Genomic DNA, 19,049 nt, shown 5'->3' with positions numbered 1-19,049 from the left:
CCAAGCGTCATTGTGCATAAGCATCGGTTTAAGAAAACAATAATTGAGAAACCGTCATTGAGAGGAGACCGTAAGGTCAACGAAGCAATCCAAGAATAATAGATTGCCACGCCACCTACGGTGGCTCTCTAATAGACGACTTTTCTACTTTATTTTCTTAATATGCGTCATTGCGAGACCACGTAGTGGTCGTGGCAATCTATTATTCTTGGATTGCTTCGTCGACCTTACGGTCTCCTCTCAATGACGGTTGTGAGGTTAAATTGCTTCTAGGAGGTTGCCTGCGATAACTAATAGGAATCTTGTACTTTAACTTTTTTCTCTGAACGCTCACAATTAATCTTGCTGTCAAAATTACCGATGCTTATTTACCCAAAGATTTCTGGGACTGAGAATGGGCTTGTTGTTCAATATTTGCAGCTCTTGATGTAACTTGTTGCTTAATACCAAGGTCTACTACATGCTCATACTTCATACCGTTATTTAACAATGTGTGACCAAGATGATTTACTAATTCTAGATCCTCTTTAGAAAATTTATTAACAATTGATTCTGTAATTTCATACAAGAACTTCCACGATAGCTCAACCTTTTCTTTTAGAGTTAGCTTCTTGGTATTATCTGCTTTATTAAATGGTGCATTAAGCTCTTGTGCATTATTAGTATCCTTGATAAGCATACTAACAGACGCATTTTTGCTCTTCTTATAAACAAAGAATATAATAAATACTACAAGTAGACCTACTGCAATGATTATCAAATTAGTATTTTGCATAAGATCCTCCATCTAAAATTAAATCTTAGAAATTTAATCAACAACGTATGAAATTTCTAAATTATCTAACCTTGCTTAGCTTTAAACCTTTTAATTTTCTTGTTTATTACAAGAATTTTACCTTTTCTTTTTACAACCTGGCAATCTTTATCTCTTTTCTTTAGAGATTTTAACGAACTTACAACTTTCATATAAAATTTATCCTTTGATATTATTTAACAAAAACTTTAAAAGTGATAAATCAACTTTTAAAATTTTGCTATCTTAAATTAAAAACAGCAATAGTACTACCTTCCTCAATTTTGTCAACAAAAGTTTTCATGAGGTGGTTATGTTTTAGAATATAAATATACTCAATTAACCTAAAGAGTTGCAGAAGTGGTTAATGCTCTAAAAATTATCATTGCTTCATGGAGATGAAAAATATTTTTTGCTAAATCTATTCCTATTATGTTATATTTCATTTTGGGTTTCCCTATTATTGTTCATTCTATATATAGGATATATCCATGCATGGCATCACAGTGAAATTGAGATGACATTTTTTGTACCATAGACAATTAGTTTTACTTATAAAATGTAATTTATGACAAAATATATGACAAAAACAAAGCAGGAAATTTATAATAATAGACCAACTTCTCCTCATTTAACAATATATAAAAAACAGATCAGTGCTGTTTTGTCTATTGTGCATCGTATGACGGGGATAGGATTATTTTTTGCATTATCAGTATTGATATGGTGTTTTATTTTATTATCTTTTAGCAAATTTAATCCTGAATATTTACAGTTCTTTAAATGTAGAGTATTTAAAATCCCTCCAATATTTATAAGTTTTGCCTGGTTTTACCATTTATGTAATGGGGTGCGTCACTTAATTTGGGATAGTGGGCGTTGCTTTTCAATAAGAGCTATTAACTTCACAGGCTGGTTTGTTGTAATAGCCTCAATAGTTATGACGTTAGCTTTTTGGTTGTTATAGTCAATTTAATTTATGGTCTCTATATGAATACTAATTTAAGGACAGATTTAGCAAAAGCTAAAGGAGTTGGTTCGGCAAAAAGTGGCTCTAGTCACTGGTTACATCAAAGAATCACTGCTATTATTTTGGCAATTTGCTCTATTTGGCTAATAGTCTTTATTAAATGTAATATTGGCAAGGACTTAACTCATTTTGTTGGTACTTTACAGAAACCTTACAATATTGTGCCTTTGGGCATATTGATTATTACCACCTTCTATCATGCCATGCTTGGTATGCGAGTGGTAATTGAGGATTATGTTAGTTGTATCAAGCTTCGTATTGGGTTAATTATATTTTTGCAAATATTTTGTATTATAACGATTGCATTCTTAGTGGTAGCATTATTTTATGCTATACTATAGCTAAATGGATTGCTTCGTCGGCTTTCGCCTCCTCGCAATGACGCTTGGGTTTATAAATCGTCATTGCGAGGAGCCACTTTAGTGGCGACGCGGCAATCCATGAAAGTAATTGCTTAATCGTGTTTCGCTACTCCTTGCTAATAGACTGAATAATATTAGCCGGATTAGCTATAGGTTAAAATTATTTGAGTATTATTTGGAATAAAAGGAATTTATGAATGTCTACTAAATCTTATAATATTGTCCACCATCAATTTGATGTAGTGGTAGTTGGAGCTGGAGGAGCTGGTCTTAGGGCAACTTTTGGTATGGCAAAAGAGGGGTTGAGTACTGCTTGTATTAGCAAGGTTTTTCCCACTAGAAGCCATACTGTAGCGGCACAAGGTGGTATCAGTGCCTCTCTTGGTAATATGGGGCAAGATGATTGGCGTTGGCATATGTATGATACCGTAAAGGGTTCGGATTGGTTAGGTGATCAAGACGCGATTGAGTATATGTGTAAACATGCAGCTGCCGCGGTACTAGAGCTTGAACATTATGGGGTACCTTTTTCACGAACAGAAGAAGGTAAAATTTATCAGCGTCCTTTTGGTGGTATGACGACAAATTATGGCAAGGGGCAAGCTGCCCAAAGGACTTGTGCTGCAGCAGATCGTACGGGTCATGCCATATTACATACTTTATACCAACAAGCTTTAAAAAATAAAGCTCAATTTTTTATTGAATATTTTGCCATTGATTTGTTAATGAATAATGGAGAATGTGTAGGGGTAGTTGCTTGGAATCTTGATGACGGGACAATACATTGTTTTCATTCTCACTTAGTAGTATTAGCTACTGGCGGATATGGTAGAGCTTATTTTTCTGCCACAAGTGCTCATACTTGTACCGGTGATGGAGGGGGAATGGTGGCAAGAAGCTCCATTGCCTTGCAGGATATGGAATTCGTTCAATTCCATCCAACTGGTATATATGGGTCTGGCTGCTTAATTACAGAAGGTGCTAGGGGAGAAGGTGGTTATTTAGTAAATGCCAATGGTGAAAGATTTATGGAACGATATGCTCCAGCCGCTAAAGACCTTGCTTCAAGAGATGTGGTTTCAAGAGCTATTACCATGGAAATCAGAGAAAATAGAGGCGTAGGTGAGCATAAAGATCATGTATTCCTACATTTAGATCATTTGTCGCCGGAAATTCTTCACGAACGTTTACCGGGTATTTCCGAAACAGCAAAGATTTTTGCTGGGGTTAATGTTAACACCCAGCCAATACCGGTATTACCAACAGTACATTATAATATGGGGGGAATACCAACAAATTACCATGGGCAAGTTATTGATAAAGATCAGGATAATCATCATAAAATTATTCCTGGATTAATGTCGATTGGTGAGGCTGCCTGCGTTTCAGTACATGGAGCTAATCGATTAGGATCGAACTCTTTGCTTGATTTAGTGGTATTTGGTAGGGCGGCAGCAAAAAAAGCTGCTGAAATTGTTAAAGTGGGTCAACCACATAAGGTTCTACCTCAATCAATATTGGATAAAATAATTAGCAGATTTGACGGTATACGTCATGCTAAAGGAGAAATACCAGTAGCTGATCTAAGACTCAAAATGCAAAAAATTATGCAAAATCACGCAGCAGTATTCAGAACTCAAGAAGTTCTAGATCAAGGGATAGAGCTGATTGATCAGGCACGAAAGGAATATGCTGATATTCAGATCAATGATAAATCGTTAATATGGAATAGTGATTTAGTGGAAGCACTAGAATTAGCTAATTTATTAGACCAAGCAGTAATTACTATGCATTCTGCTGCCAATAGAAAGGAAAGCAGAGGAGCGCATTCTAGAGAAGATTATTTAGAACGTAACGATGAGGAGTGGATGAAACATACACTTGCTTGGATTGACGAACAAGGTAATGTCAAACTAGATTATAAACCGGTAACTCTTACAACTTTAACAGATGAAGTAGAGGCAATTCCGCCAGCTAAAAGAGTTTATTAAAAATATAGTTTATGTTATATAGTTTATGTTAAATTCAATAAGCCCAAGTTTAATAAGGCTGAGCCAAGCTTTAAATGAAAAAATATGTCACGATTTTGCAGGAACAATAGGTGCTATAGATAATAGTATTGGCTTAATAAAAACTATAGCTTATAAAAAAAAGGCTATTAAACTGATTCAGGATAGTACTAATAGGCTGATACGCTATTTACAGTTTTATCGTTATTTATATTCCCTAGCTTCTGAGGATAGCAAGACTTCTATTGTAGAAGTTAATAGATTAGCTACTGATTTTTTAAAATCAAAAAATCATAATATTGAACTAATATTTACAAGGTTATATAGCATAGATATCAATGACCATATAGCCCAGATTATCATCTGTTTAATTGTTGTAGCATCTAATAATCTATCCAAAAATGCTATTATTAAAGTTGAGCTGGAGATACAACATGATAAATTTATTGGTATGAAAATTGTAGTAATAGCCACAAATCTCAAATTTGATCAGAATAAAACAGATATTTTGCTTGGAACAGGAGCCAACTCTTCAGATCATTCCAGTATAACTATAGAAAATGTTCACGAATATTACACTTACTACTTAATTACAGAGTATGGCTATAAGTTATTGGTCACTCCATTAATCGATTCAGTGGAGTATACTCTTATGCTTTAACCAAACCAATCTATTAGACTAAAAGTGATAGCGTAATGCATAACTGAAGCAAAAACTGCTGCAGCAATATCATCTACCATAACGCCAATACCACCTTTAATATTGGCATCAAGCCAATTTATTGGCCATGGTTTGATAATATCAAAGAACCTGAACAGAGCAAAAGGTAAAGCCAATAAAAAGATAAAATTTAGTACAGGCGAACTTAAATATTTTGTAAGTCCTGAATAATTCATAAAAAAAACGGAAGGAAAGCTTAATATTAATGTTAGCATTTGACCCACTACCTCATCAATCACCACTTCTCTTGGATCCTCTTGCTTACTATAGTGTATATATATTGAGGAAAAATATGTGCCTAATATAAATAGTAACAGGCAAATCAAAAAAGCGATAATAAAGATACTAATAAGTTCTACTTGCATGGAAAGATATAATATCCAGTAGCACAAAGGGAAAGCAGCCAGAGAGCCAAATGTACCAGGACAATATTTTATTTTACCTATATAGAAAAAAGTTACAATAAATTCTGCAAATTTGTATCTATTAAACATAATAACCCTACTTAATTTAATTTATCTAGCTCAAATAGTTGATGCAAGCAACGTATAGTTTTTTCAGTATCAAGGTCTTTTATTAGCAGAGAAATTTTAATTTCTGAAATTTGTATCATTTTCACTGATATATTTTGTTTTTCCAGTTCAGTTAATACCATATCAAGAAAATTATGGTCATTTTTAATGCCGTGACCAATAATCGATACTATAGAAATTTGGCTATCGATAATAAAATTATTTATCTGATTAGCATTCTTTAGATCATCTAGCAAATGCTGTAATTTATTTTTATCGGATAATTGGATAATAAAGCTATATTGTCGATATTCCTCAATATTTTCCATTAATTCTAGGTGAATATTATGGTTAGTGATCAGGTTGCATATCTTAGAAAAATTTAATTGAGTGGAATTTACTACTAATTTTAATAAATTTTTGTTGGAAGTAATGCCGGTAATTTTTTTATTTTCCATAATTTTTTCTCTAGATGTTATTAGTGTACCACTATCTTCATGGTATAATGGTAGTGAGAACGACGATAAAACGCGTATGGGTACGTTATATCTAATAGCCGCTTCTAAGGAGCGTGGATGCAACACTTTCGCTCCACAAGATGCAAATTCCAGCATTTCCTCAAAACTAATCTGTGATAATTTCTTTGCTCCAGGAACAATTCGTGGATCAGCAGTAAAAACCCCTTCTACATCAGTGTATATATCACATCTATCAGCTTGCATAGCAGCTGCAATTAACGAGGCGGTAGTATCTGATCCTCCTCGACCAAGTGTTGCCAACCTATTATTATTACTGATACCCTGAAATCCAGCAACTATCGGAATGATATCTTGTTTAATACATTCTGTTAATAAACTAGTAGAGATTTGCTCAACCAAAGCTTTGCTATAATTATCATTGGTTAAGATTGGTAATTGCCATGCTAGCACAGACCTTGCATCTATGCCTTGTTGTTGTAGCTCAAGGGCAAGTAAGGAGGCTGTTACCATCTCTCCACTACAAAGGGCAGCATCATATTCTGCCAGTTGTGAACTAGTCTTAAGACTAGAAACCTCATTGCATAAAGTAACTAGCTGATTGGTAACACCAGCCATAGCCGAAACTACGATTATTAATTGATTAGCATGTTGCTTTTCAAGCTTAATAATGGGAATAATTTCTTTTATTCTTGCAATGTTAGCAACAGAAGTTCCGCCAAATTTTTGAACTATTATGGACATAAAATCTGATTAGTGTCATTCCCGCGAAAGTAGGAATCTATATCATACCACATTAACTATTTTATGGGTTCTCCTAGTAGAGAATTCTACTTTACCTGCAACCAAGGCAAATAACGTATGATCTCTTCCAAGCCCAACATTTTTGCCTGGATAAAATTTAGTACCACGTTGCCTAACAATTATATTACCTGATATGACATATTGCCCATCATATTTTTTAACACCTAATCTACGACCGGCTGAGTCTCTACCATTTCTAGAACTACCACCAGCTTTTTTGGTTGCCATCTATAATACCCTTAATAAATCCCGTTATAATTTAGTAATGTCTAATATTTTCAGTTCAGTTAATTCCTGCCTATGACCATTCTTACGACGATAATTCTGGCGACGTTTTTTCTTAAAAACAATAACCTTATTATCTTTAAATTGGTTAGTAATTTCAGCAGTAACAAGAGCTCCTTGAACCATTGGCGTACCTATAAAAGATGGCTTGAAATCTTCACCAATCATCAACACCTGATCAAGTTGAATTTTTGCACCTCTCTCGCCGTCAATTTTTTCTATTTTGATTACACTGTTTTTGCCGACTTTATACTGCTTTCCGCCTGCTTTGACGATTGCGAACATGAAAAATATCCTAAACTAAAATTTAACAAAACTAAGTCGGCATTATATTACCACCATCTATTTTAGTCAATGGAAATTCGCAAATAATTAATAAATGTGGATTGCCACGACCTACTTGCGTGGTCTCACTAATAGACGTATATACAGCCCAGAGGTTATTATAGTCAATTGATGAGAAGTTGGGAACGTTGTCGTTCAATGCTCGCCTATTACTTATAGGCGTCGCTCCATCGTTCCTAGCCCCAAATTCTCTTGAATTGACTATACCAGGAAACGATGGTGAAAAACCTTTAAAGACGGGCTACAAAATTGGATTTTTAGGTGACCAAAATAGAGTCTTCGCCACAAGTTTGTTAAGAAAAAACAGTGAAAAAACCGTGAACACTCGCGGTTGAGTGGTACTCACAGAACCTAGGTAAGTCTAAATATATAATTCAATTATTTTCTTTCTTTGTATCTTGAGTATTATTGATAGTTGTTGATTGCTGTTGCTTCATCAATTTGTTCTTTTCTTCTATTGAATTAAGGAAAAAATAAGTAAATGTTAGAAATCCAATTAACATAGGAATAAAAACAAATATAATGGCATTGCGTTTTCTAACAGATTCTTCACGATCTAAACGACTCTCCGGTTCTTCATATGTTTCCCCTAATTCATTACGCCATACATCTTCTTGTTCTGAATTATTTTCTAGCATTTTATACCTTCTATTAAGTATTATTTACAATGGTTTAGATTATTTCAAGGTTTCTAAAGTAACCTAATTCTAGATAGTTTGCTACTAATAAATATAATTTTCTTGAAATATGTAGGATTAAATCTCAACTGTTTCGTATAATTATCACTAAACAGTAATCCCTTCTATCTAAGTCTTTTCTTGTTCATAAATTTCCTTGATCTCATCTAACTCTAACTGCAAATCAACATAATACATTTTATTATCATCAAAAAATTTATTTGCTGGTATTACTTCACTAATTCATCTAGTTTACCTGCTTTTTCAAGTTCATAAAGAGCGTCGCACCCACCAATATGCTTACTATTAATGAATATTTGTGGTAATGTACGTTGTCCACTAGCTTTATGCTGTAGTTCTAATCTTTGCCTCTCATTATAATTATCTACGATTATTTCTTCGTAAGATATATTTTTTTGATTAAGTAGCTTTTTGGCCTTAGTGCAATAGGGGCAATGTGTTAATGTATAAATAATGACCGTGACAAATATGTTTTTCATAAAAGTTATCCTATTTAATTGGTTATAAAACTATTATCTACATATAATAACAAACTAGCAAGTTACAAATTAATGATAAATAATTTTTCGATAGTATCTAAATATAGTCCAGCTGGCGATCAGCCAAAAGCAATTAATGAAATCATTAAGGGGCTTGAATCGGGATTGCCTTCACAAATACTTTTTGGCATTACTGGTTCCGGTAAAACCTTTACTATGGCAAATATTATTGAGAGAACCGGTCGACCGTCACTTATTATGGCTCATAATAAAACGTTAGCTGCCCAAATTTATTCAGAAATGAAGGCAATTTTTCCAAATAATGCCGTTGAATATTTTGTATCATATTATGATTATTTCCAACCCGAAGCATATATTGCAAAAACCGATACTTATATAGAAAAAGATTCTTCGATAAATGAACAGATAGATTTATTAAGACACTCTGCTACTAGGTCTCTTTTAGAACGTAGGGATGTAATTGTTGTATCTTCTGTTTCTTGTATTTATGGTCTTGGTTCACCGGGTCTTTATTATCAGATGACTATAAGTCTTAAGTCTGGGGAAATTTATGCTAGAGATAAATTGCTCAGTGACCTAGTAAGCTTACAATATAAGCGTAATGATGTGGGATTTGAGCGTGGTACGTTTAGGGTAAAAGGTGATAATATTGATATATTCCCAGTACATTATAACGATAAAGCTTGGCGATTGTCATTTTTTGATAATAAACTGGAATATATCAGCGAATTTGATCCGCTTACAGGTGAAAAATTAGCTAAATTGGAGCAAGCTGTGATTTATGCTAAATCGCACTTTGTAACACCTAAAGAAGTAGTACAAAACGCCATATCACAAATTGAAGAGGAGTTACAACGACGTTTAGAATTTCTTAATACACATGGTAAGTTAGTAGAAGCTCAAAGGTTAAATCAACGTACCCAATATGATATGGAAATGATGATGGAGACTGGCAGTTGTAAAGGTATTGAAAATTATTCTCGGTTTCTAACTGGTAAAGCAAATGGACAGCCACCACCAACCCTATTTGAATATTTACCTAAAGATGCCTTATTATTTGTTGATGAAAGTCACGTATCTGTTCCACAAATTAGAGCAATGTATAATGGTGATAGGGCTAGAAAAACCGTACTAGTGGAACATGGGTTTCGTCTTCCGTCAGCCTTAGATAATAGACCATTAAAATTTGAGGAATGGCAAGATTTTAGACCTCAAACGGTTTTTGTTTCAGCTACACCGGGATCTTTTGAATTGGACGAAACAGCAGGGGTTATGGTTGAGCAAATCATCAGACCCACAGGGTTACTTGACCCAGAATGTATTATAAAACCAGCAACTAACCAAGTTGAAGATTTGCTAAGCGAAATTCAATCGACAATAAATAAAGGATTTCGTATCTTAGCGATAACATTAACTAAAAAAATGTCAGAAGATTTAACAAATTATCTCCAAGAACTAGGGTATAAAGTATCATATTTGCACTCTAATATTCATACTCTTGAGCGTATTGAAATCATCAAAGATTTACGCCAAGGTACTATAGATATTATTGTTGGTGTTAATCTATTACGAGAAGGTTTAGATATTCCGGAATGTGGACTTGTTGCCATACTCGATGCTGATAAAGAAGGCTTTTTACGCTCGGAAGTTTCGTTAATTCAAACTATTGGTAGAGCTGCAAGGAATAGTCAAGGAAGGGTAATACTCTATGCAGATCGTATTACCAACTCTATTGACAAGGCAGTAAGCGAGACATATAGGAGAAGAAAAATTCAAGAAGAATATAATAGACAGCATTCTATAATACCCCAAACAATTAATAATCATATCCATGCACTAATTAAATTAGAAAAACTGGATAGTAAGTTAGGTAATAAAAAACAAGCTCATATATTATTGGATAATCCAGTAAAATTAAAAGCTCATATCAATAAATTAAAAAAAGAAATGTACTCAAAAGCTAGCAATTTGGAATTTGAACAGGCAGCAAAAATACGAGATCAAATTAATACGCTAGAAGAAGCCGCTTTAGAGCTAACTTAGTTTACTCACCTTATGCATAAACCCCACAACTGTTGAAAGTTAGAAGGTAAAGAGGGTTTTAGATAGGTTTTCTGTCATTGCGAGACCACTACGTGGTCGTGGCAATCCACATTCATTAGATTGCTTCGTCGCTACTAAAGTAGCTTCTCGCAATGACGCCAAGCTATTTTCTATATGACTTTATAAATGTCATGCGTAAGGTGAGTTAGTTTAAAGTACCTCTCTATAATTTGATGAGTTAGGGGATGAAAAAATAAGCAATATTATAAAAATAATGAAAACAGCTATTAGTGGAGCAAAAAAATCTGTTATATTTATAGATATAGCCGAGAATTTGACATAACTTGGTGAGTATTCACGATTATCATAAATAAAAGGTAACTTATATGTATAAAATTAATCCGGTACACCCTGGCGAAATACTTAAGACTGAATTCCTGGAACCTTTTGGTATTTCGGCTTATAGATTAGCTAAAGATATTGAAGTACCAATTAATAGAATAACAGAGATTGTAAACAAACAAAGAAATATTAGTACTGAAACGGCTCTGTTATTGGCAAAGTATTTCAGCTTATCAGATAGTTTTTGGATTAGGATACAGTCAAGATATGATGAGGCAGTTACTAAGGAAAAAATATTTAACCATCTTGCCTCTATTCACCCTTTAGCTACCATGGGAAAAGGCATCATGTAATATAATAGGTGGTTTGAATTAGATTATTTGACATAAAGCAAGGAATTGCATACTATACCGCCATTATAATGTCTTTGGAGAAAGCATGTCATCAAATCGGTTATATTTATTTCGAGATACGCGTTTTTTGCCTATCTTCATAGTACAATTTTGTGGTTGTATGAATGATAATATACTAAAGAATGCGTTAATTATATTAATTACCTATAAACTATCTAGTCAATTGGTGGAATCATCCCAATTACTTGTACTCGCTGCTAATACTATCTTTGTATTACCTTTTGTAATATTTGCAAGTATTGCAGGGCAAGTAGCTGATAGATATGAGCGATCAACTTTAGTTAAAATCATTAAATTATTTGAACTAACCATAGTGCTTTTTGCTACTTATGGATTTTTTGATAATAGTTTAGTAATACTGTTTTTATCTATATTGTTTATGGGTATACACTCGACATTTTTTGGACCAATCAAATATAGTGTTTTGCCAGATCATTTATATCGAGATGAGTTGTTGGGAGCTAATGGATTCGTTGAGGCGGGAACATTTATTTCCATTTTAGTTGGTACTATTATTGGAGGATACTACACTATAAGTGGCAATTTAATAATCACTATTCTGATAATGATTGCGGTAATTGGCGTTATTGCTAGTTATTTTATGCCAAAATCAAATAATTCTAATTGTGAAATTAAAATAAAATTAAATTTATTTCGCGAAAATATAGAAATGATTAAATATGCCAAATCTAAAAAGCAAGTATATTTAGCAATTCTTGGCATATCTTGGTTTTGGTTTATCAGTGCGGCAATACTTGCCCAAATTCCAGCTCTTGCTAAAAATACTTTTGGAGCAGATGAAAATGTTGCTAATTTGTTTCTTGCGACATTTTCAATTGGAGTAGGGATTGGTTCTTTTTGGTGTAGTAAGATTTTGGGGAATGAAATTACCACGAAATATGTTTTTGTTTCAGCGATTGGTGTCAGTATATTTGGTATTGATTTATTTTTTGCCAGTCGAATTAGTGCAGTTCATTATGAACCGGAGCAATTAAAGAGTATATTTGTCTTTTTATCTAAAAAGCATAATTGGCGGATTATTATAGATTTATTTTTTATAGCTGCTATTGCGGGGTTATATATTGTTCCGCTTTTTGCAGTATTACAATATCTTAGCTCCTCAGCTCATCGTAGTAGAATAATTGCTATAAATAATTTTGCTAATGCTGTGTTTATGGCTGGGTCTACTGCAATACTTTCGTTGTTATTCTATTGGGAATATTCGATACCATCGGTTATATTATTTATTAGCATACTTAACATAGTGGTAGCTTATTATATTTATCAATTAATTCCTGAAGTAAAAATAGTACCTTTTGCTGTTAACCGAGCTATTTTAAAATTTATTTTTGATTGCATGTACAGAGTGGAAGTAAAAGGTATTGAAAATTTTTATAAAGCTGGCAAAAGATCAGTAGTTATCGCCAATCATATTTCATATCTTGATCCTGCATTACTGGCAACTTATTTACCTGAAGAAATGACTTTTGCCATTAATACAAATATGGCTAAAGTGTGGTGGGTAAAACCATTTTTAACGATGGCAAAAACTCTACCAGTTGATCCCGCTAATGCAATGGCTATAAAGAGTTTGATTAGGGAAGTGCAAAAAGATAAAAAAGTTGCTATCTTTCCCGAAGGAAGAATAAGTATTACTGGTTCCTTAATGAAGATATATGAAGGACCTGGCATGATCGCTGAAAAAGCTGATGCAACAATTTTACCTGTAAGAATAGATGGTACACAGTTTACTAATTTTTCTAAACTTAAAAATATACTAAAAACACGGATATTTCCTAAGGTTACTATCACTATTTTACCACCAGTAAAGTCTCCTGCTAATCAGAATATGGATAATAGGGAAAAGCGTAAATATATAGGTCAGGCTCTTTATGATATTATGACTGACATGATATTTGAAGGCTCTGATTACCAGAATACTATATTTCAGTCTCTCCTTGAAACAGCAAAAGCTTATGGTTTTAACAAAACAATAATACAAGATATTGATGATAAGTCTGTTACCTATCGTCAATTAATATTACAATCTTTTACTTTAGCAAATTTAATAAAACAGGATACAGAAGTAGCTGAATATATAGGTATTATGCTACCTAACATGGTTGAAACGATTGTTACTTTTTATGCTATGCAAGCCTGTTCCCGTAGACCGGTCATGATTGATTATATGAGTGATGTTAGCAATGTAGTGACCTCGTGTAAAACAACGTCAGTAAAAACCGTCTATACTTCAAAACAATTTGTTGAAAAAGCTGGGTTGCAAGAAATGTTGGCAAATATCTTAGAAGTTAATATAAAAGTCATTTATCTTGAAGATTTAACAACAAGAATTACTTTATATTTAAGAATTAAGGCTATGATAGCTAGCTTTTTCCCACAGAGTTATTATAGTAATATGTGTGCTAGTTATGATGACAATGATCCGTCGGTTGTAGTATTTACTTCAGGCACTTCAGCTTCCCCTAAGGCTGTAGTATTGTCGCATAGAAACCTACAAGCTAATAGATGCCAGGTTCTAGCTAAGTTACATTTTAGTCTAGATGATTTTGCCTTTATGGCTTTACCATTATTTCACTGTTTTGGTTTATCTGGCACAATAATGATGACGCTTAACGGTATACCAGCCTTTCTTTATCCTTCTCCTTTGCATTATCGGAGTGTTCCTGAGGTAATATATGACATCGGAGCAACAATTATATTTGGTACAGATGTATTTTTATACAATTACGCCACCTGTGCTCATCCTTATGATTTTTATTCTATAAGATACGTGTTTGCCAGTAGTGAGAAACTTAGGAAAGAAACAACGCAATTATGGCTCGATAAATTTGGTATAAGAATTTTTGAAGGATATGGTGCGTCTGAAACAGCTCCAATAATAGCGTGTAATACTCCCATGCATTATCGTGGTGGAAGTGTAGGTCGTTTGATGCCCAAAATAGAATATTATATTAAACCAATTAACGGAATAGAAGAGGGGGGGCAATTATTTATTAAGGGACCAAATATCATGCTTGGCTATATGCACTCTAATAATCCTGGAGTTATTCATCCAACATCATCAGAAAATTTGGGTCTGGGCTGGTATGATACTGGGGATGTTGCAAAAATTGATAAAGATGGTTATCTTACCTTATTAGGTCGTGTTCAACAATTTATTACAGTAGACTTCTTTCATAACTCTACTTCTGTTGGTAATTTGTGCGTCGATCCGGTACTCGAGTCCTCACGTACACTTAAGTACGCTGCGGGTCTGCGTTCCGTGTCTCCTACAAATTCCCTAACAGAAGCGAGTTATGAAAGAAGTCTGGTAGAAGAACTAATTTCGTTGGTATTAATAGAGGATTTAGCTAATATAATCGATGTTAATAGTAGACATGTAGCTATTTGTCATGATGATGGTAATAAAAACAGACAAATTTTTCTCTTTACCACCAGTCAGATTATTAATAGGGAAAATTTTATAGAAATGATGGCTAAAAATTCGCTATATTCGAGACAAAATACTGAATTAACAAAATATTTTCCAGAGATTATCCATGTTAAAGAAATACCGATTCTACCAATAGGTAAAGTAAATTATCGGCAAATAACTAAAATGCTTGAAAATTATGGAAAAGCAACTAGAATGCTGGAATGAGGTAAGGAACCTATATTTAGTAGAAAAGAATTATGCATAATGTTATTAGTAAAATATTATTGATTATCGTCGTTGTCCTAATAGCATTATTTGCTTATAAAACTATGAAGACTCCTAATGCTGTTTCTGCTACGGTTTCGATTAATGCTGCAGATCAGTACTCATTAGATAAAAAAGAAAACATAGAGAAAACTGAAAAAATTGTAAAAGAATATTTACTAAATAATCCTGAAGTAATAATTCAGTCAATAGAAGGTCTTCAACGACGTAAAATGCAGGAAATGGAAATAAAAACTGGTGAATATATCAGAGATAATAAATCTGAAATAGAAAATTCTCCTACATCTCCAGTACTTGGTAATTCCAATGGGGATATAATCATTGCTGCTTTTTATGATTATAATTGTGGTTATTGTAAAAAAGGTAGTTATTTTATTAATCAGTTAATTAAATCAGATACGAGCGTTAAAGTCGTTTTGCAACTATATCCACTTCTTGGTGAGGCGTCTAATTATGCAGCAGCTATTGCTTTAGCTGTTTATAAGACCACTCCTGATAAATTTCAGGATATTCATAACGGTTTAATGGAGCTAAAACCTATCACCAAAGAATCTGTAGAAAAATTGCTTCTCGCAAATGATTTAAATATTGAAGTAATCACAGAAGAAATTAATAAGGGGGAGATACAAAAGCTTCTCGAGAAAAATGTTAAATTAGCAAAAGGTTTAAAAATACAGGGAGTTCCTGCCTATATTATTAATGGTAAATTAATTGCAGGAATGATGGATATGGAACAATTGCAAAGAATAATTGCCGATATAAAAAGCCAAAATAAATTATAATGGTATAGTGGTATGATAGTACCCTACATTTTTTTACTATTTTCTTATGATGAATAAAAAATCTGCTCACCAAGCGTCATTGCGAGGAGACCGTAAGGTCGACGAAGCAATCCAAAAATGACCAGGAATGGATTGCTTCTTGACCCACGCCTTCTCGTAATGACGTTTTTATGCTGTTTAATACTTATAGAATAAAAATTGTAGGGTACTGTTATACTCAAGTGATTTGAGTATGTTCAGCTATTGATTGTAACTTTTTAATTATTTTTGGATGGTTGTTTATGTAAATATGTTTGACAAATGTAAAATAATTTGATAAATACTTAATACTAGTATCAATTCCCAAAATTAAGTTAGTTACCCGAAAATATAAATGCTCTCTATGTTCTACTTAAGCCTAGAAGGTTGCCTGCGATAACTAATTAGTTATTTCCGACCGCCTCCTAGCTGGGTTGTTGGAATTTTGTGATACTAATTCCTCAAATTATTAGAGTAGCAGTCTAAACCTTAATCTTTCGTAGGTTTCATGATTTTCCCGGTTTTTAAGCAATAAACCTCTTTTCAAAATAGCCATGAGAGAGGAATTTTTAATAAAAAATTAATCGAAAAATCGTAACTAGTACTTAATAAATGTACACAATGATTCCCTCGATTGATTTTGACAACAAAATGACCTGAAATAATAATTTCTAGGAGGCTGTCTGCTATAACTAATTAATTATATTTTGAGCTATTTTTCGGCGATAATAAATGTGATTTTTGGAGGAATAGTGTACCTATTTCAAGAAAATCATGCTTATTTGCAGCCAAAAAGAGCCAAATATAGAATTACTTTAGTTATTGCAGGTAGCCTTCTAGCACAGTCTAATCTTAACTAATCTAAAGAAAATAAAATATGACAAGAAATACAGTGACTGATAGTAAAGAACCATATGATAATCATTACAATAATAGTATCAAGTATGATAGTCCTAATAAAGATGGTATTGTTACCATCAATCTCAAACAATTAAAACGTAAATCACCTGAAGAGTTGCAAGTACAAGCAGAAAATCTTAACATTGAGAACTCTAGTGCTTTGCTAAAGCAAGAGCTAGTCTTTGCTATACTCAAGAAATCTGTTGAACAGGGTGATTTGATTTCAGGAGAAGGTGTACTGGAAATTCTACCTGATGGGTTTGGGTTTCTTAGATCCCCAGAGGTAAATTATTCCGCCGGTCCTGATGATATTTATATTTCTCCAAGTCAGATTCGTCGTTTTGGACTACGTACAGGGGACACGGTAGAAGGACAAATTAGGGCTCCAAAACCAGGAGAACGTTATTTTGCATTACTGAAAGTAAATAAAGTTAACTTTGAAGAGCCTTCTAAGGCATATCATAGAGTACATTTTGATAATTTGACTCCACTTTATCCTGAAAAAAAATTATCATTAGAACTAGAAGATAATAGCAAGGATTTTAGTACCAGAATAATTGAATTGGTGGCTCCTATGGGTAAAGGACAACGTGCATTGATTGTTGCTCCACCAAGAACTGGTAAAACTGTTCTATTGCAAAATATCGCCCATGCTATTACCACCAATAATCCAGAAGTATTTTTAATCGTTCTGTTAATCGACGAACGCCCAGAAGAAGTTACTGATATGCAGCGTTCAGTGCGTGGTGAAGTGGTTAGTTCAACTTTTGATGAGCCGGCTATTAGGCACGTTCAGCTTGCAGAAATGGTTATTGAAAAAGCTAAAAGGTTAGTAGAACATAAAAAAGATGTGGTAATATTGGTTGACGCAATAACAAGACTTGCGAGAGCTTATAACACTGTTGTACCATCGTCTGGTAAAGTTCTTACAGGAGGGGTTGATGCAAATGCATTACAACGACCAAAAAGATTCTTTGGAGCGGCGAGAAATATTGAAAATGGTGGTTCATTAACTATAATAGGAACTGCTTTAATTGATACCGGTTCGCGTATGGATGAGGTGATCTTTGAAGAATTTAAAGGTACTGGTAACTCTGAGATAGTTCTCGATCGCAAAATAGCTGATAAACGTATTTACCCTGCTATTGATATTACTAAATCTGGTACACGTAAAGAGGAGTTATTGGTTGATAAAGCTATTTTAACAAAAATGTGGGTTCTTCGTAGAATTATTAATCCAATGGGGACTATAGATGCAGCAGAATTTTTAATTGATAAACTTAAAAATACTAAAACTAATACAGAATTTTTTGATTCAATGAATTCGTAAAATGCTTTTCAGGAGGAAGTATGACTAAAAGAACAAAGATTGCTTTAATTGGCAGTGGCAATATCGGTGGAACGCTTGCACATTTGATAGGCTTTAGAGAACTTGGTGACGTAGTTATGTTCGATATATCTCAAGGCTTTCCGCAGGGTAAGACTTTAGATATATCACAAGCTGGAGCTATTACAGGGTCGGATGCAATTACCACAGGTACTAATGATTATAAAGATATAGAAGGTTCAGATGCTATAATTGTTACAGCCGGAGTGCCACGTTTGCCCGGAATGAGTCGTGATGATTTAATTAATGTTAATAGTACTGTTATAAAAACTGTGGCTAGCAACATTAAGCAATATGCACCGAACGCTTTTGTTATTGTTATAACCAATCCGCTTGATGCTATGGTTTATGTAATGTTAAAAGAGAGTGGACTACCTAGCAATAGAGTAGTTGGTATGGCGGGGGTACTTGACTCAGCAAGATTTAACCTTTTCCTGGCCCATGAATTTAATGTTTCTGTAGAAAATGTTAGTAGTTTTGTCCTTGGGGGGCATGGTGATTCAATGGTTCCTTTGGTTAGATATTCAACAATTAATGGGATACCAGTTTTAGATTTAGTAGAAATGGGATGGTCAACGAAGGAACGTATTAACGCAATAATAGATCGTACAAGAAATGGTGGTGGAGAAATTGTTTCACTACTTAAAACGGGTTCTGCCTATTACGCTCCGGCAACATCTGCTATCGAAATGTTAGAGAGTTATCTAAAAGATAAACGCAAAATATTAAGTTGTGCTGCTTATCTTCAAGGGGAATATGGAGTAAACAATATGTATGTCGGTGTGCCTGTTATTATTGGTAAAAATGGTGTGGAAAAAATAGTAGAAATAAAATTAAATACTGAAGAGCAAGATTTATTTAACAAATCAGTAGATGGAGTTAAAAAGTTAATTGAGTCAGTAAAATAG

At 33.6% G+C, this 19,049-nt stretch carries 18 protein-coding genes; 10 read left to right on the top strand and 8 right to left on the bottom strand.

Features of this window, described 5'->3' with window-relative positions; translation table 11 throughout:
* Positions 1 to 364: 364 nt before the first annotated feature.
* Complete coding sequence (locus ACFELY_RS02655; RefSeq protein WP_375333557.1) at positions 365 to 775, bottom strand: DUF2660 domain-containing protein; 411 nt, start codon at positions 773 to 775, stop codon at positions 365 to 367.
* Between the two features lie 65 nt (positions 776 to 840).
* Entirely contained in the window at positions 841 to 966 is a 126-nt protein-coding gene (gene ykgO, locus ACFELY_RS02650) for a type B 50S ribosomal protein L36 (protein WP_094648811.1), read from the bottom strand.
* Between the two features lie 407 nt (positions 967 to 1,373).
* Here ykgO and sdhC point away from each other — a divergent pair, with 407 nt between their 5' ends.
* The 4 genes from sdhC (at position 1,374) to ACFELY_RS02630 (ending at position 4,855) form a co-directional block, all read left to right on the top strand.
* A complete protein-coding gene (sdhC, locus tag ACFELY_RS02645) occupies positions 1,374 to 1,760 on the top strand; it encodes a succinate dehydrogenase, cytochrome b556 subunit (RefSeq protein WP_375334115.1) in 387 nt (128 codons plus the stop codon).
* A gap of 23 nt (positions 1,761 to 1,783) precedes the next feature.
* Positions 1,784 to 2,164, top strand: coding sequence for a succinate dehydrogenase, hydrophobic membrane anchor protein (gene sdhD, locus ACFELY_RS02640; RefSeq protein WP_375333556.1), 381 nt, complete (start codon positions 1,784 to 1,786; stop codon positions 2,162 to 2,164).
* Between the two features lie 218 nt (positions 2,165 to 2,382).
* Positions 2,383 to 4,176 carry a succinate dehydrogenase flavoprotein subunit gene (sdhA, locus tag ACFELY_RS02635; RefSeq protein ID WP_375333555.1) on the top strand — a complete coding sequence of 598 codons (1,794 nt, stop codon included), beginning with the start codon at positions 2,383 to 2,385 and terminating at the stop codon, positions 4,174 to 4,176.
* A 25-nt stretch (positions 4,177 to 4,201) separates the two neighbouring features.
* Complete coding sequence (locus tag ACFELY_RS02630; RefSeq protein ID WP_341759642.1) at positions 4,202 to 4,855, top strand: histidine phosphotransferase family protein; 654 nt, start codon at positions 4,202 to 4,204, stop codon at positions 4,853 to 4,855.
* Here ACFELY_RS02630 and ACFELY_RS02625 read toward each other — a convergent pair.
* From ACFELY_RS02625 to grxC, 6 genes are all read right to left on the bottom strand, one after another.
* A complete protein-coding gene (locus tag ACFELY_RS02625; protein ID WP_375333554.1) occupies positions 4,852 to 5,409 on the bottom strand; it encodes a phosphatidylglycerophosphatase A in 558 nt (185 codons plus the stop codon). The genes ACFELY_RS02630 and ACFELY_RS02625 overlap by 4 nt on opposite strands.
* 11 nt (positions 5,410 to 5,420) lie before the next feature.
* Positions 5,421 to 6,647, bottom strand: coding sequence for an aspartate kinase (locus tag ACFELY_RS02620; RefSeq protein WP_375333553.1), 1,227 nt, complete (start codon positions 6,645 to 6,647; stop codon positions 5,421 to 5,423).
* Positions 6,648 to 6,689: 42 nt separating this feature from the next.
* Positions 6,690 to 6,935, bottom strand: coding sequence for a 50S ribosomal protein L27 (rpmA, locus tag ACFELY_RS02615; RefSeq protein WP_341750792.1), 246 nt, complete (start codon positions 6,933 to 6,935; stop codon positions 6,690 to 6,692).
* A 24-nt stretch (positions 6,936 to 6,959) separates the two neighbouring features.
* Positions 6,960 to 7,277, bottom strand: a complete 318-nt coding sequence (gene rplU / locus ACFELY_RS02610; protein WP_341759644.1) for a 50S ribosomal protein L21 — start codon at positions 7,275 to 7,277, stop codon at positions 6,960 to 6,962.
* Between the two features lie 434 nt (positions 7,278 to 7,711).
* Positions 7,712 to 7,975 (bottom strand): hypothetical protein, encoded by a 264-nt coding sequence (locus ACFELY_RS02600; RefSeq protein ID WP_375333552.1) that lies wholly within the window; start codon positions 7,973 to 7,975, stop codon positions 7,712 to 7,714.
* A 269-nt stretch (positions 7,976 to 8,244) separates the two neighbouring features.
* Positions 8,245 to 8,514, bottom strand: a complete 270-nt coding sequence (gene grxC / locus ACFELY_RS02595) for a glutaredoxin 3 (protein ID WP_094649417.1) — start codon at positions 8,512 to 8,514, stop codon at positions 8,245 to 8,247.
* Between the two features lie 75 nt (positions 8,515 to 8,589).
* Here grxC and uvrB point away from each other — a divergent pair, with 75 nt between their 5' ends.
* The 6 genes from uvrB (at position 8,590) to mdh (ending at position 19,049) form a co-directional block, all read left to right on the top strand.
* Positions 8,590 to 10,578: an excinuclease ABC subunit UvrB gene (gene uvrB, locus ACFELY_RS02590; protein ID WP_341759919.1), complete on the top strand. Its 1,989-nt coding sequence runs from the start codon at positions 8,590 to 8,592 to the stop codon at positions 10,576 to 10,578.
* 386 nt (positions 10,579 to 10,964) lie between these two features.
* Positions 10,965 to 11,273, top strand: a complete 309-nt coding sequence (locus tag ACFELY_RS02585; RefSeq protein ID WP_341750787.1) for a HigA family addiction module antitoxin — start codon at positions 10,965 to 10,967, stop codon at positions 11,271 to 11,273.
* 85 nt (positions 11,274 to 11,358) lie between these two features.
* Positions 11,359 to 14,994 (top strand): acyl-[ACP]--phospholipid O-acyltransferase, encoded by a 3,636-nt coding sequence (locus ACFELY_RS02580; protein ID WP_410521664.1) that lies wholly within the window; start codon positions 11,359 to 11,361, stop codon positions 14,992 to 14,994.
* A 32-nt stretch (positions 14,995 to 15,026) separates the two neighbouring features.
* The gene (locus tag ACFELY_RS02570; RefSeq protein WP_341748655.1) at positions 15,027 to 15,836 is read left to right on the top strand and encodes a DsbA family protein; all 810 of its coding nucleotides are present in this window, start codon (positions 15,027 to 15,029) and stop codon (positions 15,834 to 15,836) included.
* An 895-nt stretch (positions 15,837 to 16,731) separates the two neighbouring features.
* On the top strand, positions 16,732 to 18,084 hold the full coding sequence (gene rho / locus ACFELY_RS02565) for a transcription termination factor Rho (RefSeq protein WP_341759647.1): 1,353 nt from the start codon (positions 16,732 to 16,734) through the stop codon (positions 18,082 to 18,084).
* Between the two features lie 20 nt (positions 18,085 to 18,104).
* The gene (gene mdh / locus ACFELY_RS02560) at positions 18,105 to 19,049 is read left to right on the top strand and encodes a malate dehydrogenase (RefSeq protein ID WP_341759648.1); all 945 of its coding nucleotides are present in this window, start codon (positions 18,105 to 18,107) and stop codon (positions 19,047 to 19,049) included.

The organism is Candidatus Tisiphia endosymbiont of Xenochironomus xenolabis (assembly GCF_964264705.1).
Classification (GTDB): Bacteria; Pseudomonadota; Alphaproteobacteria; order Rickettsiales; family Rickettsiaceae; genus Tisiphia.
This window is presented reverse-complemented; position numbering and strand designations above follow the sequence as displayed.